The sequence below is a fragment of the Polycladomyces subterraneus genome (assembly GCF_030433435.1).
Classification (GTDB): domain Bacteria; phylum Bacillota; class Bacilli; order Thermoactinomycetales; family JIR-001; genus Polycladomyces; species Polycladomyces subterraneus.
The window spans coordinates 1-22,655 of record NZ_JANRHH010000049.1; the positions used below are offsets into that span (position 1 = coordinate 1).

General features: G+C 51.5%; 30 protein-coding genes. 14 read left to right on the plus strand and 16 right to left on the minus strand.

Features of this window, described 5'->3' with window-relative positions:
* The 9 genes from NWF35_RS14155 to NWF35_RS14195 form a co-directional block, all read left to right on the plus strand.
* On the plus strand, positions 1 to 194 hold a 194-nt coding region (locus NWF35_RS14155; protein ID WP_301239977.1), incomplete at its 5' end, for a hypothetical protein.
* Between the two features lie 17 nt (positions 195 to 211).
* On the plus strand, positions 212 to 577 hold the full coding sequence (locus tag NWF35_RS14160) for a DUF2614 family zinc ribbon-containing protein (protein WP_301239979.1): 366 nt from the start codon (positions 212 to 214) through the stop codon (positions 575 to 577).
* Positions 578 to 1,191: 614 nt separating this feature from the next.
* Positions 1,192 to 3,300: an AMP-dependent synthetase/ligase gene (locus NWF35_RS14165; RefSeq protein ID WP_301239980.1), complete on the plus strand. Its 2,109-nt coding sequence runs from the start codon at positions 1,192 to 1,194 to the stop codon at positions 3,298 to 3,300.
* 26 nt (positions 3,301 to 3,326) lie between these two features.
* The gene (locus NWF35_RS14170; RefSeq protein ID WP_301239982.1) at positions 3,327 to 3,926 is read left to right on the plus strand and encodes a hypothetical protein; all 600 of its coding nucleotides are present in this window, start codon (positions 3,327 to 3,329) and stop codon (positions 3,924 to 3,926) included.
* Positions 3,927 to 3,938: 12 nt separating this feature from the next.
* Positions 3,939 to 4,451: a hypothetical protein gene (locus tag NWF35_RS14175; protein ID WP_301239983.1), complete on the plus strand. Its 513-nt coding sequence runs from the start codon at positions 3,939 to 3,941 to the stop codon at positions 4,449 to 4,451.
* Positions 4,448 to 4,966, plus strand: coding sequence for a hypothetical protein (locus tag NWF35_RS14180; RefSeq protein WP_301239985.1), 519 nt, complete (start codon positions 4,448 to 4,450; stop codon positions 4,964 to 4,966). Before NWF35_RS14175 ends, NWF35_RS14180 begins: the two co-directional genes overlap by 4 nt.
* 16 nt (positions 4,967 to 4,982) lie before the next feature.
* Entirely contained in the window at positions 4,983 to 5,762 is a 780-nt protein-coding gene (locus NWF35_RS14185) for a hypothetical protein (RefSeq protein WP_301239987.1), read from the plus strand.
* Positions 5,763 to 5,780: 18 nt separating this feature from the next.
* Complete coding sequence (locus NWF35_RS14190) at positions 5,781 to 6,305, plus strand: hypothetical protein (RefSeq protein WP_301239988.1); 525 nt, start codon at positions 5,781 to 5,783, stop codon at positions 6,303 to 6,305.
* A 20-nt stretch (positions 6,306 to 6,325) separates the two neighbouring features.
* Entirely contained in the window at positions 6,326 to 6,493 is a 168-nt protein-coding gene (locus tag NWF35_RS14195; RefSeq protein WP_301239989.1) for a hypothetical protein, read from the plus strand.
* Positions 6,494 to 6,533: 40 nt separating this feature from the next.
* Here the strand turns inward: NWF35_RS14195 and perR are convergent, their stop codons facing one another.
* The gene (gene perR, locus NWF35_RS14200) at positions 6,534 to 6,965 is read right to left on the minus strand and encodes a peroxide-responsive transcriptional repressor PerR (RefSeq protein WP_435873916.1); all 432 of its coding nucleotides are present in this window, start codon (positions 6,963 to 6,965) and stop codon (positions 6,534 to 6,536) included.
* Positions 6,966 to 7,032: 67 nt separating this feature from the next.
* A complete protein-coding gene (gene nth, locus NWF35_RS14205; RefSeq protein WP_301239991.1) occupies positions 7,033 to 7,713 on the minus strand; it encodes an endonuclease III in 681 nt (226 codons plus the stop codon).
* Positions 7,714 to 7,895: 182 nt separating this feature from the next.
* On the opposite strand from nth, the gene NWF35_RS14210 reads away from it, so the two are divergent.
* Positions 7,896 to 8,069: a hypothetical protein gene (locus NWF35_RS14210; RefSeq protein ID WP_301239992.1), complete on the plus strand. Its 174-nt coding sequence runs from the start codon at positions 7,896 to 7,898 to the stop codon at positions 8,067 to 8,069.
* A gap of 92 nt (positions 8,070 to 8,161) precedes the next feature.
* Here the strand turns inward: NWF35_RS14210 and NWF35_RS14215 are convergent, their stop codons facing one another.
* The 7 genes from NWF35_RS14215 to NWF35_RS14245 form a co-directional block, all read right to left on the minus strand.
* Positions 8,162 to 8,938, minus strand: coding sequence for a class I SAM-dependent methyltransferase (locus NWF35_RS14215; protein WP_301239994.1), 777 nt, complete (start codon positions 8,936 to 8,938; stop codon positions 8,162 to 8,164).
* Between the two features lie 21 nt (positions 8,939 to 8,959).
* Positions 8,960 to 9,433 (minus strand): thioredoxin-dependent thiol peroxidase, encoded by a 474-nt coding sequence (gene bcp / locus NWF35_RS14220; RefSeq protein ID WP_301239995.1) that lies wholly within the window; start codon positions 9,431 to 9,433, stop codon positions 8,960 to 8,962.
* A gap of 347 nt (positions 9,434 to 9,780) precedes the next feature.
* Positions 9,781 to 11,136, minus strand: a complete 1,356-nt coding sequence (locus NWF35_RS14225) for a sensor histidine kinase (protein ID WP_301239997.1) — start codon at positions 11,134 to 11,136, stop codon at positions 9,781 to 9,783.
* The gene (locus NWF35_RS14230; protein WP_301239998.1) at positions 11,126 to 11,815 is read right to left on the minus strand and encodes a response regulator transcription factor; all 690 of its coding nucleotides are present in this window, start codon (positions 11,813 to 11,815) and stop codon (positions 11,126 to 11,128) included. Before NWF35_RS14230 ends, NWF35_RS14225 begins: the two co-directional genes overlap by 11 nt.
* 52 nt (positions 11,816 to 11,867) lie before the next feature.
* Positions 11,868 to 12,248 carry a hypothetical protein gene (locus NWF35_RS14235; protein WP_301239999.1) on the minus strand — a complete coding sequence of 127 codons (381 nt, stop codon included), beginning with the start codon at positions 12,246 to 12,248 and terminating at the stop codon, positions 11,868 to 11,870.
* A gap of 14 nt (positions 12,249 to 12,262) precedes the next feature.
* A complete protein-coding gene (locus NWF35_RS14240; protein ID WP_301240001.1) occupies positions 12,263 to 12,466 on the minus strand; it encodes a spore germination protein in 204 nt (67 codons plus the stop codon).
* Between the two features lie 62 nt (positions 12,467 to 12,528).
* Positions 12,529 to 12,972 (minus strand): Hsp20/alpha crystallin family protein, encoded by a 444-nt coding sequence (locus NWF35_RS14245; RefSeq protein WP_301240002.1) that lies wholly within the window; start codon positions 12,970 to 12,972, stop codon positions 12,529 to 12,531.
* A gap of 154 nt (positions 12,973 to 13,126) precedes the next feature.
* On the opposite strand from NWF35_RS14245, the gene gerPC reads away from it, so the two are divergent.
* The 3 genes from gerPC to crcB (NWF35_RS14260) all read left to right on the plus strand — a co-directional run bounded on the left by gerPC (position 13,127) and on the right by crcB (NWF35_RS14260) (position 14,404).
* Entirely contained in the window at positions 13,127 to 13,489 is a 363-nt protein-coding gene (gene gerPC, locus NWF35_RS14250) for a spore germination protein GerPC (RefSeq protein ID WP_301240003.1), read from the plus strand.
* Between the two features lie 142 nt (positions 13,490 to 13,631).
* Positions 13,632 to 14,039 (plus strand): fluoride efflux transporter CrcB, encoded by a 408-nt coding sequence (gene crcB, locus NWF35_RS14255; protein WP_301240005.1) that lies wholly within the window; start codon positions 13,632 to 13,634, stop codon positions 14,037 to 14,039.
* The gene (gene crcB / locus NWF35_RS14260) at positions 14,036 to 14,404 is read left to right on the plus strand and encodes a fluoride efflux transporter CrcB (RefSeq protein ID WP_301240006.1); all 369 of its coding nucleotides are present in this window, start codon (positions 14,036 to 14,038) and stop codon (positions 14,402 to 14,404) included. Before crcB (NWF35_RS14255) ends, crcB (NWF35_RS14260) begins: the two co-directional genes overlap by 4 nt.
* On the opposite strand, the gene NWF35_RS14265 is transcribed toward crcB (NWF35_RS14260), so the two are convergent.
* The 7 genes from NWF35_RS14265 to NWF35_RS14295 form a co-directional block, all read right to left on the minus strand.
* Positions 14,401 to 15,186 carry an ABC transporter permease gene (locus tag NWF35_RS14265; protein ID WP_301240007.1) on the minus strand — a complete coding sequence of 262 codons (786 nt, stop codon included), beginning with the start codon at positions 15,184 to 15,186 and terminating at the stop codon, positions 14,401 to 14,403. The genes crcB (NWF35_RS14260) and NWF35_RS14265 overlap by 4 nt on opposite strands.
* 3 nt (positions 15,187 to 15,189) lie before the next feature.
* Positions 15,190 to 15,984 carry an ABC transporter permease gene (locus NWF35_RS14270; protein ID WP_301240008.1) on the minus strand — a complete coding sequence of 265 codons (795 nt, stop codon included), beginning with the start codon at positions 15,982 to 15,984 and terminating at the stop codon, positions 15,190 to 15,192.
* Positions 15,977 to 16,981 (minus strand): ABC transporter ATP-binding protein, encoded by a 1,005-nt coding sequence (locus NWF35_RS14275; protein ID WP_301240132.1) that lies wholly within the window; start codon positions 16,979 to 16,981, stop codon positions 15,977 to 15,979. Before NWF35_RS14275 ends, NWF35_RS14270 begins: the two co-directional genes overlap by 8 nt.
* A gap of 500 nt (positions 16,982 to 17,481) precedes the next feature.
* Complete coding sequence (locus tag NWF35_RS14280; protein ID WP_301240009.1) at positions 17,482 to 18,198, minus strand: SDR family oxidoreductase; 717 nt, start codon at positions 18,196 to 18,198, stop codon at positions 17,482 to 17,484.
* Positions 18,199 to 18,263: 65 nt separating this feature from the next.
* Positions 18,264 to 19,016: a sporulation protein gene (locus tag NWF35_RS14285; protein ID WP_301240011.1), complete on the minus strand. Its 753-nt coding sequence runs from the start codon at positions 19,014 to 19,016 to the stop codon at positions 18,264 to 18,266.
* Positions 19,017 to 19,046: 30 nt separating this feature from the next.
* A complete protein-coding gene (locus NWF35_RS14290) occupies positions 19,047 to 19,793 on the minus strand; it encodes a sporulation protein (RefSeq protein ID WP_301240012.1) in 747 nt (248 codons plus the stop codon).
* Positions 19,794 to 19,820: 27 nt separating this feature from the next.
* A complete protein-coding gene (locus tag NWF35_RS14295; protein ID WP_301240014.1) occupies positions 19,821 to 20,774 on the minus strand; it encodes a protein kinase family protein in 954 nt (317 codons plus the stop codon).
* 318 nt (positions 20,775 to 21,092) lie between these two features.
* Here NWF35_RS14295 and NWF35_RS14300 point away from each other — a divergent pair, with 318 nt between their 5' ends.
* Complete coding sequence (locus tag NWF35_RS14300) at positions 21,093 to 22,388, plus strand: glutamate-1-semialdehyde 2,1-aminomutase (RefSeq protein WP_301240134.1); 1,296 nt, start codon at positions 21,093 to 21,095, stop codon at positions 22,386 to 22,388.
* The last annotated feature ends 267 nt before the right edge of the window (positions 22,389 to 22,655 follow it).

Here is a 22,655-nt window from a genome sequence, read left to right on the forward strand (position 1 = left end):
CGCGCTCTCGCGCGGCGACAATAGATACTATAACACCATCCAAATATGAAGTCAAGGATTTTTTTCTTCAAATGAATAAGGAATTATTTGGATTACAAAGAGACTCCGATCGCTTTCCACACATCCGGCTTTCTACTTATATAGATAAAACCACTTTGGCAGTGCCAAACCAGAAGTGGTATACTCAATTTTGACAAAGGAGGCGGCAGTCATGATATGGGCTAGTAAGATCAATAAAGTGCGGACCCTGGCTTTGTTACTCACCTTTCTCGGCATCGGCGTTATGTACTTCGGCTTTGTCTGGCCGGGATGGATGGTATTCTTCTTGTTCCTGGGGATTCTCGTCATCTTCTCCAGTGTAGGCCTCTACTTTTGGATCGGCATCTTGTCGTTGCAGGCCGTTCAGGTAGAATGTCCCAAGTGCGGCCGAATGACCAAGATTCTGGGAAAAGTCGACCAATGTCCCTATTGCAAAGTATATCTTTCGCTGGATCCCGCTCATGCTCCAAAGGATTCAACCTCTTCAGCCAATGCGGTTTCCGGTTCCGAAACGGAATCATCCGAATCCGCCACATGATCACGGATCATCTTGCCTCTATAGCGTGTCTGATGAATACAGTCCAATTGCTTTCTCGGCTTGCTCCACGTGTGCCCTGCAAGGAAACAGATCATGGCCGCTCCGACCCGGAGCGTAGGACGCGGGCAAAGTACGTTTCGCTTATAGGAAGTTGCCCGCGATTTCATTCCTGGTTTTCCGGGTCTTCGCTCGTCCGATCTCAGGTTATTCGCTCACCCTGAAAAGCATTTGCTCCTTTCCTAACACGAACAATCATCCGCCCCAAAAGAGGCGGTCTTTTTCCAAACTAAAATGAATGGAATAACCTGATACACCCTAAGCCCGTCCGGGCTATTCTTTGCGCATATTACTTTCGTTATATTTTTTCTAAATATTATTCTTTTCTGAGTCAAAGCTCGGTATAATGTGTGTAACACTTACAGGACGGGGATAGATGCCCTGTTATGTTGTAAGCGATTACAAGTTTGATCCGGTTACCGAAACTCCAGCCATACTTGCCTACATCCATATCTGTTATTCCTCATCAATCATTTCGGTCCTCTATCTTCACAATGTCACGAATATCTTGATTCATGAGGAGATCATTTCGGTATAACCGGAAGGAGGACGCTCCCGTGAAACCTCAGAACCTCGTGGACATGTTGTACCGAACCGTCAAACGTTACCCAAACAAAAATGCTTTGTTATGGAAAGAAGACGGTCACTATCGAGGTTGGTCCTATGCCCAGCTGTGGGAAACGATCCGTCACATGGCCTTCGGTCTCCGCAGCCTGGGAGTGCAATCTGGGTCCAAGGTGGCCATTTGCTCCACCAACGGTCCATATTGGCTGGTCAGCGATTTTGCCATCATGAGCCTGGGAGCGGTTTCGGTCCCGATCTATCCTACGCTGACAGGCAAACAAATCCGTTTCATCCTAGAAAATGCCGATGTTGAATTCGTCATCATGGAAACGCCCGAGATGGTAGATCGTGTCCATGAATGGCCAAAGCAGGTTCGGTCGGTTATCGTCATAAAGGACCGATCCAACCATCCGCTGGCCACGACGTTTTCATCCGTGTTGAAGCGGGGTGAATCGGAAAGCATCAATGTGGATCGTTGGGGCTGGCAACAACTGAAGCGGGAGGATCTAGCCACCATCGTCCATACGTCCGGAACGACGGGCGATCCAAAGGGGGTGATGCTCTCTCATGGCAATCTGTTGACCAATATTGAGGAAAACCAGTATTTCGTTCCGGTCAGTTCACGCGACATATCCTTGTCATTTTTACCGCTTTCCCACATTTTCGAGCGAACCTGCGGCCAATTTATTCCCATGGCAGTGGGTGGTACCATCGCTTACGCGGAAAGCATGGAGACAATTCCACAAAATTTGGTTGAAGTAAAACCGACTGTCTTGATCAGTGTGCCTCGTTTGTTCGAAAAGATGCAGCAGCGCATCCGAGACCGGGTGGAAAACAGTTCCTTTCTCCGCCGCCGGATTTTCCAATGGGCCTTGAATGTATCTGAAGAACGGTTGAATCTGACCAATGGTGAACAAGGATGGCCGGTTCCTGTTTCACTGGAGCGGAAATACTTGATGGCGAGGAAGCTCGTGTTTTCCAAAATCCACGCCCAAACGGGCGGAAGATTGCGCATGCTGGTATCGGGCGGTGCCGCATTGGATCCCAATGTGGCGCGGTTTTTCTCGCTCATCGGCCTTCCCATCATCGAAGGGTACGGCATGACAGAGTGTTCGCCGGTGATCGCGTGCAATCCGTTGGTACATCCCAAACCGGGTACCGTCGGTAAACCGTTGCCCCAGACGGAGGTGCGGTTGGCCGAAGACGGGGAGCTGTTGGTTAAAAGCCCCAGCGTCATGATGGGGTATTACAATCAACCGGAGGAAACGGCCAAAACGGTGGAAAATGGCTGGCTGCATACAGGAGACATCGTGGAATTCGACGAAGACGGTTATATCCGCATCGTAGACCGCAAAAAGAATATCCTGGTGTTGTCCACCGGAAAAAATGTGGCTCCCCAACCCATCGAAAACGCATTGTGTTCCAGCCGTTACATCCAGCAAGCGGCGCTGGTAGGCCACAAGCGAAAATATGTTTCGGCTCTGATCGTGCCGGATTTTGAGGCCATCCGCCCGCTCGCGAACAAATGGGATGCACACACGGATGAAGAAATCGCGAAAGCCCCCGGTACACGTGAACTGATCGAACGGGAGATTCAGCGTCTATCCGCTGATTTTGCCCCGTTTGAACGTCCCAAAAAGTTTGCTCTGTTGTCCCGGCCATTCACACTGGAAGCGGGTGAACTCACTCCCACGCTGAAAGTGCGCACCAAACAAGTAGAACAACGATACGCTTCTGTTATCGCCGGTTTGTATGAAGACATACCGGCAGAGGAAGTGGCGGCTTCCACCGCGGACAATATCGGACATACGGAGCACGCCGCATCGTTAACCGACCGTTTCTCCAAAGTATGGTCGACCGAGGAACGGCAAACAGACACATGGTCGCAAGTGGAAAGTATCGTAGTGACAACGCCTTCAACTCACATTCCAACCAATGGAGCATCCATGGACATGAGGAAAAAAGCGATGCAAAATAGTAATTGGGTCAGTGTGGTGGCCGACACCGTGACGTTGCTGAGGCAATTGTTCAGTCCACCGGTCTTGATCGGAATCCTGATCGGGATCGTGGCTGGTTTTGTGGTCAAGTGGTTATGGTTTTAATTTGATAAAGGAGGTGTCAGCTCCGCGTGCGTTACCTGGTCGCCGTGATGGCAACGGTGATCGCGTTCGGGTTGACGGTATCACTGCCCTTGTTCAGTGATGGCCCCCGATTGCCACAGCCTCCAAAAAGTGTAACGTTACCCGACATGTCGAAGTTTGACACGGACTCATTGCATCATATACCCCCACAATATGACCTGAACGGCATGTTGGAGCAAATCAATCAAAACAACACCCATCTAGGTACCGTCAATGCCAATATCTTAAGCGCATTACAAGGAATCAATGACAAATCGAACAAAACTATGGATGTGAGTAACAAATTGTCCCTTGTATATCAAGGATTAGGGGATCAGGGCTCGATCCTGGGGGACATGCGAACCGTAACGGGCCAACAAGTGGTGCTGAGCCAGAACCTGAACCGATTGAGCCGGCTTTTGCACAGCAAGATGAATCTGATTTCCGCCTCTGCAAACAAGCAAATGAGCGAAGTCCAAGCATTGCGCACCATCACCCTGGACACCAAGTCCAAATTGCAAAGGGCCTTGTCCTACAACCTTCAGATGGAACGCAAACTGAGCGCAGCGGCGGACAAGAGCGAGAAAGCCGCCAATTCCTTGCCGTAAGGAGGAATTCGATTGATTCGAAAATTTATCTCGATCTTGGGGATCCTCCTCCTGAGCGGTGTCTTGATCAACGGTATCACGATGACGCAGCATCTCAAACGGATCCATTCCGGGTTAGAGGATAACCTGCAATCCATTCAGCAGTTGAATCAAGTTCAAGCGGCGATCATCGACAAAAATGGCGAGCTGGCACATATGCTTCGAACCATTCAGCGGATTGACCAGGGTCTAAACGACACCATCGTCAAAACCGATCGGACGCTGGCCTTGTTGACGACGGTGGTGGATTACAACGCAGACAGCTTGCGGCTCAATGATGGCATGCTGGGATACTCCAACAACTCCAAGCAGAAAATCCAGGCCATCAGCTCCTCTTTGCAAGAACTCTCCCCCTACATGCGGCAACTGGATCGGATGCTGAAGCAGATGAGAGCAACAGCGGCCGCCGACCAGCAACACATGCAGGATATCCTGCGATCGACGCGCGAGATGAACAAAAAAACGCCTGGGGTGAGCTTACGATGAAAACATTCAAAGTGACCACCCTGCTCATCACGTTGTTGCTCGCGGTGATCGCGGGAAATACTTGGCTGCAATTGTCGATGCAAAAGGAGATTGCCAAAAACTCCCAACGCCTGAAGACGGAACTGATCGCGTCCGCAGCGAAATCGAAGAAGATGAATGACCAATTGGCCACGATTGCACAGTTGCGTGAACAAACCAAGCGTTTGAACGCCAAGGTATCACAAATTCAGCGCAATAGCGGCGGTTTGAACCGGGAACTGACGAAGCTCGACCAAGTGGTCGCCTCCATCGCACAGCGCGTACACACCATCGGTGCAAACACGGGCGCTACATATCAGGATCTGAAGCAGATCGAAGAGTCACTCAACGCCAGCATCGCCATGTTACAATCCATCCAACAGTCCAATCAACAGATTGTACACTCGCTGAGCGCGATGAAGTCGATCCAAGGGGAGATCAACGCAAATCTCCGGCAGATGAACGAGAAAACGGCCGTCCTTCCGGAGAAGAAATGAGGAGGTGATGTCCTCCATGCGTTTGACCAGGTGGAAAATTGCCCTTGGTGTTGGAATAGCCGCGATTCTGATCGCCGCCACTCCCACTTTGGCCAAATGGAGTGATGAAATCGTCCTCCCCAACATGGCGGATTACAACATTTTCGGGTTGACTTCGGACATGGTAAAACGAACCAACGGCATGTTGACCGACACGGAGAAACTGGCAACGGAAGTCAGCAAGGCCAACTCTACCCTGGACGGGCTGAAGCGACAGGATCAGCTTCTCGCCCATCAGGTGAGCACCAACCGATCCATCCAACATGAGTTGGATCAACAGTTGTCCGGAAATATACAGGCCCGCGAGCTGATGAACGCCATTTTGACTCGGGAACGGCAAACAGCTGTGCTAACGACGCAAGTGGCTACCAGCGGCGACCAATTGACTGAACAGATGGTACAAGTCGTTATGCACCTGGGAAAGGTGGCGGACTACACCGGACAGGTCGCACGTACTTCCGGTGGTCTCAACAACCAATTGGATCTTCTGTTGGCGGAACTGGACCGATCCATTTACAATTTCCGTTATGTGGCTCTCGTTCCGCAAGCGATTGACTATCTGAAAAAACAGCTGGGCATCGATTTGCCGGATCCGCGAAACGATGGAGCGCCTCCATCGAAACCGTTGGTGGACCCCAAACCGGTGGAAGACATCATCAAACGGGTGATTCCGAAACCTCCATCCGATCCGGATGATCCTTCCACTTCACCGAGAGACGGTTTAAAGGAGCTGTTGCCCTTACCGCTGTTGCCTTGACGGGGAGGAGGGTTGCATTTGCTGGCACGTGCCATTGTACTGACGATTAATTTGGCCCTCTTAGGGCTCACGTTGTGGGGAACCATTCAGCAGATCGTAACGCAAAAATCAACTAACCAAGTCATGGCTGAGGTACATCAAAACATCAAAAAAGCCCATGCGTTGACCGTCACCACCAACCACCAACTACAACCCTTACGGGAAACGGCAGATACGATCGAAATCATGAACGGCAAATTGGATCGTACCAATCAAATGCTGACCCACATGAACCAAAGCCTGGACCGGGTGACGACCAGTGAGCAAAAAATCGTGACAGGACTGGATCAGCTCAATCAAAACACCTATATCGTGATGAATCAAATCAATCGTTTGCAGGGAGCAAACGGCCGGTTGGTTCCCCCATCGTCCAACGTTGCGAAACAAACGAAACATGAGCATAACTTGATGAAAAGTCTGTATGAGATGACCGGGACATCCATTCAGGAAATCGCCAAGCTCAATCGAAAATTCGCCTGGGTGGGTCTGCTGCCGTTGCCGTGATGAAAAGGAGGAACCGCACCTTGTTTTTCAGTTTGCTTTATATGGTCGCGCTCATCGCCATCGTCACCTTCACCGTCCTCAGTGTCGTGGCCATCATCCGCGAACAGCCGGTAACACGATGGTTGATGGGCTTGACAGCGGTCGCCTTCATTTATGTATTCCTTGTCGCTATGAGCGTCTGGATCTGAGTCTAAAAAAACCTGCGTGTCATCGGGCACGCAGGTTTTTTTATGCTGTGTGTTGTTGGCAATCTTTGCAGATACCGTAGATTTCCATCCGATGGGACTCGACGCGAAAGCCGGTGCGTTTCGCTGCTTCCCGTTCCACATCGATGAGCGGGGGATAATCGAAATCGGTAATCTTTCCACACTCCCGGCAGATGACATGGTAGTGATCCGTCATATTGGCATCAAACCGGCTGGATGCATCGCCATAGGTCAATTCCCTTACCAATCCCGCTTCCTTGAAAACCCGCAGGTTGTTGTATACAGTGGCTACACTCATGTTGGGGAATTTCCCCTCAAGTGATTTATAAATTTCATCGGCGGTTGGATGGCTCATCGATGAGAGCAGAAATTCCAAGATGGCATGCCGCTGCGGGGTCATGCGCACACCGGTCGACTTCAATTTTTCAACAGCTTGTTCCAGGCGGCTGTTCATCGCCATCCACCTCACTTCCTACCGCCACAAGAAAAAAGATTCTCTTTTAATAATCTATATAAATAGTCTAACGGGAGTCAGCCGATTTTGTCAATGCGCTGCCTTCCAAGCGACTTTTTCCGTACCAACAATAGGGCAGCAAATCACAAACCACACACTTCGGACTGCGAGCTGAACATATGCGTCGCCCATGCCAGATCAACCGATGATGGGTGATGGACCATTCCTCCCGCGGCACCCGCTTCATTAATTGACGTTCGGTCTCCAGCGGATTTTCGCTGTCGGCCATGGCCAAGCGGTTGGCTACACGTTGCACATGGGTGTCCACCGCCAGGGCAGGCAAACCAAAGGCATTGGACAACACCACGTTGGCGGTTTTTCGTCCCACTCCTGGCAACGCCTCCAAGGCTTTTCGATCTTTTGGCACTTCTCCTCCGTATTGTTCCACCAAAATCCGGCACGTTTTCAGGATGTTTTTGCTTTTGTTGCGAAAAAGACCCAACCCTCGAATTTCTGCTGCCAAATCCTCTTCCGATAACGTGAGGAATGCTTCGGGAGTCGGGTATTTCCGAAACAGCTCTTTCGTAACCTTGTTCACCTGCCGGTCCGTAGATTGGGCAGAGAGGATCGTAGCAATCAAGAGTTCAAACGGATTACGAAAGATGAGTTCACAATGGGCATCTGGGTACATGCGAGCCAATGTATCCAATATTTTGCGCGTCGCCACGCGTTTGGGCTTCGACTTCATCCAAGTCCCCTCCTTTTTCCGCTCGATCGCACCTCTGTCTATTGTACCGAAATCCAGGGAAAATTGACCACTGCTCGCATAGGGGGACAGACCTTCGGACAGAATGAGCCTGAACATGTTAGGACATTCGCCTTGCTGTGAAGTAAGTTGAACCTTTTCCTTCAAATAAAGGGGGAAAATCGATGCGCAATCGTCCCGCCTCTCTGTCCTGGATCATCGGAGTCGTCTTGTTATTGATCGGTTATTACTCATTCCCCTCAGCCTGGGGATATGGTCTGTTCGGTTTCGGTCTGGCGTCATCCCTCTGGGGCGGCCTTGCTTACCTGTTTTATCCGGAGCGGAACCATTCTCGATAAGCGGTCTTTCGGCACAAAAACAAATGGCGCTGATTGCCGGGTAGCTCTCAGCGCCGAAGGAGTTTTGAGTTTCTGCCCGATTCCTTTCCTAGTTATGTCTCCATCTTTTTCGCTTCGACGATCAGCTCGGTGCTGCGGTGATCAAACGGGCCGCGGTGAAACGTGCCGTATCGGCCCACAATCTGAAATCCGGCCAATCGGAGCAGATGGAACAATTCCGCTGGGAAAATATAGCGCAATTGAAACACGGTACGCAGGCGTTCCACCAATCGACCGCTTCCGTCATAACGTTCGTAAAAGCGAATGACATGCACCCATTGGCGAAACGGATCGTGTTCGGTAATATCATGCACCTCTACACACTCCGCGCTTCCGGGGATCGGAAAAGTCCCCCGATGCACATTTTTCCCTTCAATCTCGTGTAACTCCACCAGTGATGGAACAAACACATCCAACACGAGCATACCGCCCTGCTGCAAATGTTGACGGATGCGTTTCAATGCGATCAGTTGATCCTTGACAGTCATCAAGTGGAGGAAGGAGCGATACGGAATGATCACCAACGGAAAGCGACGATCCAACTCAAACGTGGTCATACTGGCTTCCACCCATTGGGTGCGGTCGCTCAATCCCATTGCATCCGCTTTCTCCCGAGCTCTTTTCAGCATTTCCGGTGACAGATCGACTCCGACAACTTCTATCCCTGCCCTGGCAATGGCCAAACTGCATCTTCCCGTGCCACACCCCAGTTCCAGGACAGGCCCGCCACTGGCTTGTGCCAGTTCGGTGTAGTACGTGGTGTCACCTTCCAGGCCGCCCGACGTCCAGTCATAGTAATCAGGCCAAGCGTACATACTGACTTCCGACAATTCGGTCCCTCCCGAACGCCATCACGAAGACAAATGTTCCCGAATATAGCGAAGCGCTTCGTCCACGTGTCCCGGCACTTTTACTTTCCGGTAGATTTTGGCCAACCGTCCGTCTTTGTCGATGATGAACGTGGAACGTTCGATTCCCCATTTTTTCTTGCCGAACATGTTTTTTTCCTTGTAGACGTCGTACATTTTGGACACTTCGGCATCTGTGTCTGCCAGCAAACGGAACGGCAGCTGGTACTTGGCGATAAATTTCTCGTGCGATTTCACATCATCCAGACTTACACCCAGAATCACGGTGTCCAAGTCAGCGAATTCCGTCACCCGATCGCGAAAGTCACACGCTTCCTGCGTGCAACCGGGAGTGTTATCTTTGGGGTAAAAATACAAGACGACATGTTTGTCACCTCTGTAATCCGACAGGGTTACCTGTTCGCCGTTGTCAGCGGGAAGAGTGAAATCAGGTGCCATATCTCCTTCTTTCAACATCGGCCCGACTCCTTTCATTGAAGATGCATTCTTCATTTTACCACTCAGTGAACCGCAAAAAACATGGACCAACAAAAAAAGCCGGTTTTATCCGGCTAGGCTTGTCCATCCACTTTGATCTGCGTGCACCCGAACGATCCAACCATCCATCTCAAGATTGGACCTTTGCTTCATGAAATAAACGGAACATGGCGCGGAGAGAAACAACTGCCTTGATCGCCCAAACGGGGACAATCAATACCAATACCATCAATTCCATTGTGATATGCATCCCATCTCTCTCCTTTCCGTGCGTATTCCTACAGTAGCAAACGAAAATGAGAGAGAGTGGAGAGGAGAATTAGAATTCACTGAGAAATCGGAATGGAAACGCTTACTTCAGTTCCTTCTCCTTCCTGACTGTCGATCTGGATCGTGCCTCCATAGGACTCCACGATTTGACGGGCGATGGAAAGACCCAAACCACTCCCGTTGCGATGCCGGCTTCGCGCCCGTTTCGCCCGGTAGAATCGTTCAAAGACCCGGGGCAATTCCTCTTTTGGAATGCCTTCTCCTGTGTCCTGAACGATGAGGCGTACATCCCGTTCCCCCGATTCCAACCGAACGGTAATCGTACTATCGGGCTCGGAGTATTTTCCCGCGTTGTCCAGTAAAATATCGATCAACTCTTCCCACTCCGCCCGGACGGCACGCACCCAGACAGGGGGTGTGGTATCGTCCCACTCGATGTGACGATTGCGCAAAGAACGACGCCATCGTTTTACTCGATCGGCCACGATTGATGTCAGATCCAGCAATTCCCGCTCCGCACCCGCTACATCGCCTTCCAAGCGGGCCAGCCGAAGCAGACGATCGGTCATCTGTTCCATCCGTGCCGTTTCTTGATCGATCGCGGTCAGTGCTTCTTCAGTCACATCTTCGTTCCGTTTCCCCCACCGCTTCAGCATGTTGGTGTATCCGCGAATCACGGAAACAGGCGTGCGCAGTTCGTGGGAAGCATCCGCCACAAATCGTTTCTGTTGCTGGATCAACTGATAGATCCGATCGAGCAGCTCATTGAATGTCCGGGACAGCTCCGCAATCTCATCATGTGTCTCCGGCACTTGCAAACGACTCTCCATTCGTGACGGATCGAGCTCACGCACCGTTTTGGTAATGCGGATAACCGGGCGAAGAGCAATGGTGGACATGATGTAACCCCCGACGATCACCAGTACCAACAGAGCAGAGGAGCCGATGAACAAAGCGGTCAACATTGTGTCCAAATACCGGCGCAACGATGTGAAATCCGTATACAGCTCCACTCTACCTTTTACTGGCTTGTCGAGCGGCATGGCCAGAATGGAAACCTGCTTGCCATACCAATTGCGAACCTCCCGCACTTTATGATGCGGCAGCGGACGGGATAGATACAACGCCGGGGAAATTCCTTTATTTACATCTGCTTCCACTTTTCCGTTTACCACAATGCGGATCGCTTGCCCTTCCTCCACATACAATTGCAACCAACCGTGCAAAAAATCAGGATTGATGCGGCGAGTCTCATATACTTGCGCCAGAGTGGCCAGTTTGTTATCCAGCACGCTTTGCTCCGTCTGTATCATCATGTTTTGAAACAACTGGTAGACAAATATGTGAAACAGCAACAAAATGCACAACAAACCGACCGCGGACAACACCACCAGACGCCATTTAATGGGCATGTCCATCCTCCCTGATCACATAACCCACACCGCGCACGGTTTCGATATAGTCTTTCACGCCGATTTCCTCTAATTTGCTGCGAACATAGCGCACGTACACATCAACGATATTGGTATCCCCTTCATAATCGTAACCCCATACCCGGTCAAGTATCATCTCCCGCGTCATCACCCGGTTGCGATTTTGCATCAGACAAGCCAGCAAATCAAATTCCCGCGTTGTCAATTTCAGTTCCTTGTCCGCACAGATGACTCGCCGTTGTTCGGGAAACAACCGGCAACAGCCCACTTCCACCATCTGGTCCTGCTCCGGCGCCACCCTGCGTTGTATGGCACGAACCCTTGCCAGCAGCTCTTCGATGGCAAACGGTTTTGTCATATAGTCATCTGCACCAGCTTCCAGCCCGATGACCCGGTCCGGTACCGCATCTCTTGCGGTCAACATGATAATAGGCGTATTCCGTTCCGCACGAATCCGGCGGCAAACCTCCAATCCACTGAGATCTGGCAACATAATATCCAGGATAATGACCTGAAACTCCTGGGATATAGCCAAATCCAAACCAGTCCGTCCGTCATGTGAAACTTTAACCTGATATCCTTCGTGCGTAAACTCCAACTCCAAAAACCGGGCCAGTTGCGGTTCATCTTCAATGATCAGTACCCGTTTTTCCGCCATGTTCCCACCTGCCTGTCTTCAATCCCGTGTTTATCTCCATTATACTATTCGATCAAACAGAGGGAGAAATCACCACGACGGGGTGACGATATCCGCTAACAGGACGCGGTATCATAGGGGGATGAGGCAAACGGGACGATAAGGCGCTGGGGCGGTTGCCGGAAGAAAACGATCCGGCGCAGCTTGGACCACCGGGGGCAACACCGCCGGGAGGAGCGGGAGGGACCCCACCATCGGAGGTACCCGGTGACGAGGGACCGGGTACCGTCGGTTCGAGAGCGGGCGGTCCCTCTGGCTTTTGCGGTTGGGGACTGGGTTGAGTCTCCTGCAGGACTTGCTGCTTTTGCACCGCATTGACGGTGTTGCCGATGTTGACGGATCCGGCGTCGGAGACGGTGGTGATGTTGATCGTGTGGATGCTGATGCGGAACACGCCCCTCCCTCCCTTTACGGTTGGTCGATGACATCCGGATCGATCCCTTGATTCTGTTCAAAATCGATATTTTTCGCAAAATCGCCGATCGGTGAAGAACCACCCAGCGATTTGGTGTTACTTTCGGCGCCAATGTTGATGGTGTTCCCAAAATTGACAGACCCTGCGCTGGATACACTTTGAATCTTGAGATTGAATATATTATTGACAGTCGCCATCGGACACCCTCCCTGACGCAAGGTCTACCATATCCTATGAGGGAAGCCTTGGCGTTGTGAACTCAGGAGTCTTGTACACGGATACGATGTTGGGTACGTGGCGCATGCACTTTGTTCAGCCTTACTTCCAATAATCCCTTGCGGTAGCGGGCGGAGCTGTGCTGACGAGTCACAGTCGCCCCCAGTGGTATCGAACGCTCAAAATCTCCGGAAAGCCGTTCACTCAAAGTAGCTTCGTAGTTGGCATAACGGGTGGGGATGTGTCCCTTGATATACAATGTATCTTCGTGAATCCGCAAATCCAGCAAATGGATATCTTCGATCCCTGGTAAATCCACCAATACGATCACTTCGTTTCGTGTTTGATAGACATCTGCTTTAGGGCCACTCGAAGAAGAAGAAGAAGAAGCTGGAGATGCGCTCATCACATCGGACCAAAAATCGTCCCCCAAAAACTTCCGCGCCAATTGACTCCATTTTTGAAAGTGTTGTTGTTGATCATCCATCCGGATCTTCCCCTTTTTTGGGACCTTTCACCTCATTCTATTCACATGGGCAGAAACTGGTCACTGTCCCGGTCATGTTCTTTGGGTGAATACCCATATACTGATCATAGGGTATGCTTGATCCAATCATTTTGATCTTTGGAGGTGGGCTTCCATGTACGCCTATCTGTGGGACCGGATCAACCAGTTGCAGCAGGAAATTGAGAATTTGAAAGAAGAAAACGAACAGATCCGGAAGCAGCTCGCCTCCATCCAGCCGGTCACCATCGAGCGAATGGAATACAAAATTCAGGAGTTACGCGTCGAAACGCTGAGCGGTACGCTCAATGTGGGGTTAAGCGCTCACGGCGATGAGCAGACATTGTCCAAAATCATTGATCAGATGAAAGACAACGACAATGAGGATTCTGTCAACATGGGAGATTTGGAAGGATCCTCTTCACTGAAAGACGATTCGATTCCGGTTCAAATGGAAAGCTCTTCCCCGTCTACTCCGTCAGAACGATCCTCCCAATAGAGCCACCCGCATCTCCTCGCTTGACCAGCCAACCGTCATCCGATAGGATGAAAAACAGGAACTCAAAGTAGAACGATTTACCTGACACATTCCTCCTGCCTGTAAGCGGGCGGGAGTTTGTCGTTTTGGAGGAGGGAAATGGATGCGAACCATTGCCGTCGGGATCGGCGGGGCACTGGGTGCCCTGTTTCGATGGATGCTTGGAAATTTGTCCTCCCCTCTATTTCCCTGGGGGACATTGGCGGCCAATCTGACGGGTTGTTGGATACTCGGATGGGTCACCGGAGCAACCCGTCGTCGATCATGGTTGCCCGAAGCATGGCGGTTGGGAATCGGCACCGGTTTTGTCGGTGCATTAACCACGTTTTCCACTTGGGACGGGGAAATGATGTATTTGTGGATCAGCGGACACCACTGGACGTCCGCTCTCTATCTGATCATAACGCTGAGCGGGGGGATTCTGCTGACATGGCGGGGGTGGATGAAGGGAGAGCAATGGGCATTACATAAGCAGAGGACCACTTCACCGCAAGGAGGATCGGTCAAATGACCCTGTGGATCGCCGTCGGCGGTTTTTTGGGAGCGATCGCCCGTTATTGGTTGGGATCGTGGATCGGCAACCGGGTCCGTTCCCCTTTTCCGTGGCAAACTTGGGTGATCAATATTTCAGGCGCCTTTGTACTGGGGGGTTGGCTTTCCACCACCCACGCCACAGCGTATGAAACCGCCTGGCATCATGTTACCCATCCTTTTACCACGGGCTTTTTGGGCGCCTACACCACGTTTTCCACCTTCAGTGTAGAGACCGTTCAATTGCTGAAACAAAAGGCTGGGGGCACAGCTGTACTGTATGTCATCTCCAGTGTGCTCCTCAGCCTGTTGGCCTTGTGGCTCAGTTTTGAATGGGGGCGTTAGTTACCGGCTCCCCGGTAGTGACGCACCCCCCAATTCCAACAAAAAACGCCGAAAACGAAGTAAACGACACCCACTACCGGCGTCAGAAAGGCCAGCCACATCCAATGGTCCCGGTCCAACAGGTAACTGGCCGGATAAAATCCCACAAACGCGAACGGCAATACCCACGTCAGGACGAATTGGATGATCCGATGATACAAATTGACCGGATACCGGCCGTAGTTACCGATGTTATACATGATTGGTTGGATGTCCGTTTTGGAATCGGAAAAGAAACTGATGCTGGTCAGTGCAATGTAAATCCCGCCGTATATCAACACACCGCCAATCACGAAGATCACAAACAGCGGAATGTCCCATATCGTCCACTGAAGGTTCATCCGGGCCGCTGCCCAGCCCATGATGAGAAGCCCGACCAACGCCCCGGCCAGCGATTCCGGAGCCATCGTCTCCAACATCACCTGTACCAGGCTGTGTACGGGCCGGGTCAACACCCGGTCCATCTCTCCCTTGATGATATACCGTTCATTGAATTCCCACAGGTTGAAAAACGCCGCGAACACCGCGAACGGGACCAGAAAATAACCGTAGATAAAAATCACTTCTTCCCGCGTCCATCCTTTGATCGAAGTCGTATGGGAAAAGACGACCAGGATAAACACGAGATTAACCGCTTGAAATGAAAGATCGGTTACAAACTGGGTAAGAAAATCCCATCGGTACGCCAATCGCGTTTTCAGATATTGTTCTAAATACTGCCAGAAGATCTGAACGTAGAACACGGCTCATCCCCCCTGCACCGTCAATGTGCGACGCGCCCGGCGCCACAACAGGAAGATGGGCAGGCACAACAACACGCACCAGATGATTTGCACCGTAAATGCATGGACCAACGCCGGGCCCCCGATCCCTTTGACCAAGATCATGCTGGGCAGGTAGCTGATCGCCTGGAATGGCAGATACGACAGGATCGCCTGCGCCCAATTGGGATAAAAGCGAATCGGCAAAATCAATCCGGAAAACAGATCGACCAATACACGTTTCGCCCGAACCAGTCCCTGGTTATTCAAAATGAAAAAAGCCGCCAATCCGGTAATCATGTTGATCTGTGTGTTAATCACGAATCCCAGAAGCAAACTGGCGGCAAAGAGCAGCCAGACGGGATCAAAGCCTGGCAAATGAATCGGAAAGACCAGGGAGACGATCAACATCCCCGGAATGCTGAACAGTAATAGGCGAAACAATCCCTCGCCCCATGCTTGAAAAAACTTGACCATCAGGTAGTGATAGGGGCGAATCAATTGGATTGCCACCGTACCGTCCCGGATCTCCTGGGCGATTTCGCGGTCGAGATTGTTGAAGTAGGCCGCACGGGACATCCACGCAACGGCTACGTAAGTGGCCATCTGGGAAGCCGTCATACCTTGCAGGTTGTTGTTCGAACCGTAGATCGCCATCCAGATGAAGTAGTTGACACCGATATTCAAACTGTAGATGACGATGCCGCTGTAATAATTGACGCGATACGCCAACATCATCAAGAAACGAATGCGGATCATCTCCAGGTAGGTACTAAGCACGGTCGTTCCCCTCCTGGTAAATCCGCCGGACAATCTCTTCCGTGGAAGCTTCCTCGATTTGAACCTCTTTGATCCCCACTTCGGTTACCAACCGGGCCAACACTTGCGATACTTCCGCCCCGTTTTCCAAATGAGCCGTGTATCGCGCTGCTCCCCGAGACTCCCATCGTACGGCAAGTCCTTCCGTGAGCCGATTCAAAGTCTCCAAAGCCGTCTCACGGTCCAATTCCACCTGGATTTTCCGGTTTCCGCCCCACTGCGCCCGCAATTGCGAGAGCGGACCGTCATAGATGATTTTCCCCTCATCCAGCATGACCACCCGTGAACACAACGCTTCAATGTCAGAAATGTCATGGGTGGTCAACAGGATGGTCGTACCGTATCGTTGGTTGATCTCCCGCAGGAATTGGCGGATGTTTTCTTTGACCAATACATCCAGCCCGATCGTAGGTTCATCCAAAAACAAGAGCGATGGCTTGTGAACCAAAGCCGCGGCCAATTCGCACCGCATGCGCTGACCCAGGCTCAGTTTGCGAACAGGTTGGTCCAACAGTGGACCGATCTGCAACACATCGATGATGTGATCCATGTGCGGGCGGTACTCTTCGTCGGGAATGCGGTACACCTTTTGCAGGAGACGAAACGATTCCTGCACTGCGATATCCCACCACAATTGACTCCGTTGACCGAACACCACGCCGATTGTACGCACAAACGCTTCCCTTTGGCGATGGGGATCGAAGCCGTTGACCCGCAATTCTCCCGCTGTTGGTTGCAAAATACCGGTTAGCATTTTGATGGTGGTCGATTTCCCGGCGCCGTTTTCACCGATGTATCCCACCACTTCCCCTTGTTCGATCTGCAGATCGATCCCGTCTACCGCCCGGATCACGCGGTACTTTCGGTTCAACAAATCCCGGAATGCACCGAGCAATCCGGGACGGCTCTGATATACTCGAAACTCTTTGGTGAGTCCTTTCGCATCAATGCTGTACATCGGTCTCATCCACTCCCGTCATCCACGTCCCCATCTTCCACTATCCCATCCGATATTGTAGCACCCCCGTCAAGCGTCATAAAATTTGTAAAAAACATCCACCCCATGATGACTTTTTAAGTGGATTGGCAAAGTACGCGGTGTTGTTTTCCCGCCTGAAGCTTCGCACCTGAAGAAAAATTCGAACCCCCTCCCCTAACCACAGGCGCCCTGCTGAGGAAGCAGTCATGGCCGCTCCAACCCGGAGCGCAGACGCGGGGTAAAGGACGCTTCGCTTAGAGGAAATGGCCCGTGATTTCATTCCTGAAATTCCACAAGTCTTCGCTCGGCCGGGCTTGGATCTTGGCTCACCTTGGAAAGCATATGCTCACCCACGGATTTACTAGACAAGCCCTAAAAAGAGAGTGACCATTTTTCCTCTCGCTCCTGTTTCGCATCACAAAAGTCGCTCACGGAAAAATGGTCACTCTTCATCTGATCCACGGATGAAATGACTTCAATCAATATTCCTGAATAACGGGATGAACCGTGATTTCGTCCACCAACGCGTGCCGGGGAGCCGACGCCATATACACAACCGCTTCCGCGATATCTTCCGCTTGCAACCACCCCTCTTTCTCGGGGGCTCCCTGTTTCGTATCGTTGAAATAGGTGTCGGTCAGACCGGGCCGGATCACACCTACCCGTACACCGGACTTGCGCACTTCCTTTGCAAGTACTTCACTGAACGCCTCCAGGCCAAATTTGCTGGCACAATATGCGGACGCCCGCGGGATCGTCCGTTTGCCGATATCGGATGAAATGTTGATGATCTGGCCCTGTCCACGTTCAATCATATCTTCCAACACGGCTCGCGAAAACAGAAACGCGCCCGTCAAATTGACCTGCAAAATGCGGTTCCATTCCTCCAAAGACGTCTCCTGCACCGTTTTGAACAATCCAATGCCGGCGTTGTTAATCAGGATATCAATTTTGCCGAACGCCTCGCGCGCCAGTTCCACCGTACGACGTACATCTTCCTCACGTGATACGTCCGCCGTACTGATCCGGCACGCTCGCCCCTCATCGCGAACGCGTGCGGCGACGCGCTCCAAATCGGCTTCCTTCCGACCGACCAATACCAAATCCACACCTTCACGTGCCAAGGCAACGGCAATCGCTTCCCCGATTCCTCTGCTGGCTCCCGTTACGATGGCCACCTTGTTCTTCAGTCGCATGACACTTCCTCCCTGTACGAAGGTAAAAGGAGAGAGGCAGCCAGAAACCCCGCTGCCCCGTTCTCTCAAATCTGTTCCTTGATCAAACGATTCAACTCATTTTCCAATTTCCCTTTTTTCGCCATATCTTCGGTCACTGTCAACCGAATCGTACGGGCATCCAATTCCAGTGCCTCTTCCAGGGAGCTCATCAGGTCGACTGCTTTGCGGTCCACTTCCATGATGAGATCGATCTCATCATCGCCAACGTAAAACACCGCTTTCAGTTGGTCCAAAAATCCTTGAAACGGTCCGATCGGTTCGAAACCGAACTCCTGAATGAAGGGATGCCGAGAATAATATTTCTCAAAGTCAAAGTCGACACGAACCAATTGGAACCCAATATTTTCTATGGCCTGCAAAGTTTTTTCCACCAATGGATGTGGCAGCACCTCAATCCCGTCCACATCCTTGGGGTCCTTGGCCATTTTGATATCTAATCCCGTTTTGAGATAAACGGGGCACCCACCCGTCGTCACGGGGGTGTCAAACGGCAACTGAAATTCAAACGGAATCACTTTCGTTTCGCTCAGCCCGATATCAAACGGCTCAGCGAGACGGAACTTTTCCATCACATATTCTTGTTGTTTCCCGTCTTTTACATACTGAATGATCAGATACAGATAAATTTCATCGATATGCTGTCTAACCTGTCCTCCCTGGACAAACACTTCTCCTTTCACCAGATCGCCCTGCCGAAATTGGGATTTGGACAACCGCGTATCCACCTTGGCCGATCCGACACCCAGGCTGGCCAATGCCTTTCCAAAAACGGACAAGATAATGATTCCCTCCCCCGCTCACCGCTTTTAATTCTTTTTGAGCAATGATTGAATGATCTCCACGGGGCTGGAAACGCGTTGCTGTTCGATCCCGTTGTCCATGACAAGCGTTCCGTTGGGATCGGATAATAACCAGTGGAAACAGGATGTGAGCACCCGCGTCCCCCGCACGATTTCCACATCCATCCGCACATCATGGTTGGTCACGTCGAAAATCAAGTTCAGCTCATCAAGAAAACCATGATACCGTCCAGTGGGACGGAACTGAAACACTTGCAGGAAGGGATGGGGTTTCATGTCTTTTTCATATTCATTGTCGATCCGGTACAAAATGAAATCCGCCTTTTCGATTTCCCCCAGCATACGTTCCACCGTGGGATGGGGAAACACTTCGATTTTGTCCTGATCGGTCGGATCGACCGCTTTTTTGATATCCAGGCCGGTTTTCAGATAGGCGGGAAAACGCCCCGTTGTCATGGGTGCCTCGAACGGGATCCGGATCTCAAATGGAATGATTTTGTACTCTCCGGGTTGGAGGTAGAACCGTTCGCACAACTGATATTTCCGCAACACATGTTGCGTCAGCTTATTGTTTTTGACGTAGTGGACAATCAGGTAGAGATAGATGTCATCCACTCTCTGCTCCACTTGTCCTCCCTGAATGAATACTTCCCCTTTCAACACTTCGCCTGCCTGCACCTGCGACTTTTCCAGGCGGGTGTCGATCTTGGCCGCACCCACACCGAGGCTGGCCAGTGTTTTCTCAAACAGCATTGATCCACCTCTTTCGGAATTCTACAGTTATGAGCTTTTATAGAAAGCTTCCATATACTCCTGAAACTGTTTTGCCAGCTTTTCGTGTTCTTGGCGTTCCCGCTCCAATCGCTCCCGGCGCAGTCGCTCCCGTGCCAGCCGCTCCTGCTCCAAGCGTTCTCGCTCCGATGCTTCGCGCGCCAGCCGCTCCTGCTCCAATTGTTCACGCTCGGCCGCCTCTTTCCATGACGGCGGCACCAATGTCGGCACTACGATCCGGTTCGGTGTCATTTGCGATGGTTCTTCCTCCGCTTGGTCCCCGAACAATCGATCCAACAGGCCTTTTCCTTTTTTCTTTCGTTCGTAGGTTTCGATCTGCGAAAGAACGGAATCGACGGATTGGTTGCGTAAGCTCTTTTGAAGCAGGCGTATCATAGGCTTGGAAAAAGGTGCGTCTGCGGAGATTTTGTCCAGCGGTTCCTCGCGCATCTCTCCGGTGAGCAGAATGTAGAAGAAGGTTCCCCAATCCAAGGAAGGTTCCAAGGCCGTGATCTGGCGCAAACCGCAATACAGTACGATCAACTTTCCATCAGCCGTCAACCCGATATTACGCGGGTCGAGTATGAAATACATTGGAAGCGGTTTGCTGCGTAAATACGCTTCCATATGTAACAAGCTTTTTCCCCAGCGAACCAGCTCATCCTCGGATGCCGGTTGTTGTCTAATTGCATCGTACAAAGGTTGATATGGTGCATAGGGACGGATAAACACCAGTGAACGTTCTTCCGTGTAGACTTCCCGGTAGGGGAGAATCAGCGGATGATCCAGCGAACGATATTGTTGAATCGCACGAGAGGGAGCTTGTCTTTTCAGTTGAGCATGTTGCAACAAAAACCGTTGATCTCCTGATCGAGCGATCGCCACTTCCCCGTCGAAAAATGGAAAAACCGCCTCGATCTCGTAGGTGTCACGGTATCGATCACCCACCGCAAAGAACGACAATGCTCTCGCCCCCATATCCACTCAAAACTGACATGTGAAGCTGCCAAACATCCAATCCCACTCATCGTATGCGCCCATCGACAGCTCCATCAACAACATGATCATCGTACACTGTTAACAGATTCAGAATATCACACAAACAGCACCCCTTACAAGAAACGACGAAAAGCGTCAAGTACCGATAATCCTGGGCGTAGAATGAACTATCCCCTTTTGTATCTTTACGGACCCAACCCCCATGATCCAGCGCTTGCTCTCAAACGATCGCCACCCATAAAATAGAGAAGGGAAACGAGAAGAGGAGGAACAACATTGGCACTGAAACGGGAACGTTCGGAACAATTGTATGAGCAAGCGCTGGACGTCATCGTGGGCGGAGTCAACAGCCCATCCCGCTCCTTCCGCGCGGTGGGCGGCGGCGCACCCGTGTTCATGAAACGGGCGAAAGGCGCTTATTTTTGGGATGAAGACGGCAATCGGTACATCGATTATCTGGGTGCGTTCGGCCCCATTATCCTGGGTCATGCCCATCCCGCCGTCACGGAGGCCATCGTGCAAACAGCCGCCGATGGGACTTTATACGGAACACCGACGGAAAAAGAAATCCGTTTCGCTCGCATGTTGCGCGAAGCCATTCCCTCTTGCGAGCAAATCCGCTTTGTCAACAGCGGAACCGAAGCCGTAATGACCACCATTCGTCTTGCCAGGGCATATACCGGAAGGGATAAAATATTAAAGTTCGCTGGATGCTATCACGGCCATTCCGACCTGGTCCTAGTCGCTGCCGGATCTGGGCCGTCTACGCTCGGCATCCCGGACAGTGCTGGGATTCCGCAAAGTATCGCACAGGAAGTGATTACGATTCCCTTTAACAATCTGGACGCCCTGAGGGAAGCGTTGGACCGCTGGGGTGACCAGATTGCAGCCGTACTCGTCGAGCCACTGGTGGGGAACTTCGGCATCGTCCCACCACAACCGGGCTTTCTAGAAAAGGTAAACGAGTGGGTGCATCAAGCCGGCGGTCTGGTGATCTACGACGAAGTGATCACTGCCTTCCGCTTCCATTACGGTGGCATTCAAACGATGTACGGGGTGGAGCCCGACTTGACCGCCTTGGGCAAAATCATCGGAGGAGGATTACCAATCGGTGCTTACGGGGGTAGACGGGAAATCATGGAGAAAGTGGCGCCGATGGGACCGATGTACCAGGCCGGCACGATGGCTGGCAACCCTTTGTCGATGGCAGCCGGAATCGCTTGCTTGGAAGTATTGTCCCAACCGGGCGTCTACGAACGGTTGGATGAAATGGGCAAACGGTTGGCCGACGGGATCGGGGATTTGGCCCAAAATTACGGGATACCGGTGCAAATCAATCGGCAGGGCGGCGCATTCGCGGTCTATTTCACGGAAGAACCCGTCATCGATTACGAAGGAGCGCAACGCGCAGACAGTGAAATGTTTGCACGCTTTTTCCGCCTGATGCTGGAAGAAGGCATCTACCTGGCACCGTCCAAATATGAGGCTTGGTTCCTGACCTTAGCCCACTCCGATGAAGATATATCCGATACACTTCAAGCGGTAGATCACGCTTTTAAACAAATGAAGAAGTCCTGAGACGGATCCAACCATTTTTCTGCGATGCTTTATGGATTAGGTAAGTTCATCCCTCATTCAGCGAGGAAGCATAGGTGGTCTTACCAAAACAAGATCTGCGAACAGCCGTCTCCCGCCGCTGCTTCGTACCCTTGCGACTAGAGAGTGTCGTTCATTCCGTAAGGGAGCAATGTTTTCCCGGGAAAGCGAAGACCCATGAAGCGCAGGATTGAAATTGCGAGCAATTTTCTCAATGCAAAGCGTAAATTGGCCGCGTCCTGCGCTGAC

Coding starts and splice junctions, on each gene's coding strand:
- crcB (WP_301240006.1), top strand. CDS start 14,036: ATGACCCTGTGGATCGCCGTCGGCGGTTTTTTGGGAGCGATCGCCCGT.
- NWF35_RS14225 (WP_301239997.1), bottom strand. CDS start 11,136: ATGCCCATTAAATGGCGTCTGGTGGTGTTGTCCGCGGTCGGTTTGTTG.
- NWF35_RS14290 (WP_301240012.1), bottom strand. CDS start 19,793: ATGCTGTTTGAGAAAACACTGGCCAGCCTCGGTGTGGGTGCGGCCAAG.
- NWF35_RS14280 (WP_301240009.1), bottom strand. CDS start 18,198: ATGCGACTGAAGAACAAGGTGGCCATCGTAACGGGAGCCAGCAGAGGA.
- NWF35_RS14230 (WP_301239998.1), bottom strand. CDS start 11,815: ATGGCGGAAAAACGGGTACTGATCATTGAAGATGAACCGCAACTGGCC.
- NWF35_RS14185 (WP_301239987.1), top strand. CDS start 4,983: ATGCGTTTGACCAGGTGGAAAATTGCCCTTGGTGTTGGAATAGCCGCG.
- bcp (WP_301239995.1), bottom strand. CDS start 9,433: ATGTTGAAAGAAGGAGATATGGCACCTGATTTCACTCTTCCCGCTGAC.
- NWF35_RS14160 (WP_301239979.1), top strand. CDS start 212: ATGATATGGGCTAGTAAGATCAATAAAGTGCGGACCCTGGCTTTGTTA.
- perR (WP_435873916.1), bottom strand. CDS start 6,965: ATGAACAGCCGCCTGGAACAAGCTGTTGAAAAATTGAAGTCGACCGGT.
- NWF35_RS14275 (WP_301240132.1), bottom strand. CDS start 16,981: ATGTACAGCATTGATGCGAAAGGACTCACCAAAGAGTTTCGAGTATAT.
- crcB (WP_301240005.1), top strand. CDS start 13,632: ATGCGAACCATTGCCGTCGGGATCGGCGGGGCACTGGGTGCCCTGTTT.
- nth (WP_301239991.1), bottom strand. CDS start 7,713: ATGAAGTCGAAGCCCAAACGCGTGGCGACGCGCAAAATATTGGATACA.
- gerPC (WP_301240003.1), top strand. CDS start 13,127: ATGTACGCCTATCTGTGGGACCGGATCAACCAGTTGCAGCAGGAAATT.
- NWF35_RS14240 (WP_301240001.1), bottom strand. CDS start 12,466: ATGGCGACTGTCAATAATATATTCAATCTCAAGATTCAAAGTGTATCC.
- NWF35_RS14245 (WP_301240002.1), bottom strand. CDS start 12,972: ATGGATGATCAACAACAACACTTTCAAAAATGGAGTCAATTGGCGCGG.
- NWF35_RS14210 (WP_301239992.1), top strand. CDS start 7,896: ATGCGCAATCGTCCCGCCTCTCTGTCCTGGATCATCGGAGTCGTCTTG.
- NWF35_RS14180 (WP_301239985.1), top strand. CDS start 4,448: ATGAAAACATTCAAAGTGACCACCCTGCTCATCACGTTGTTGCTCGCG.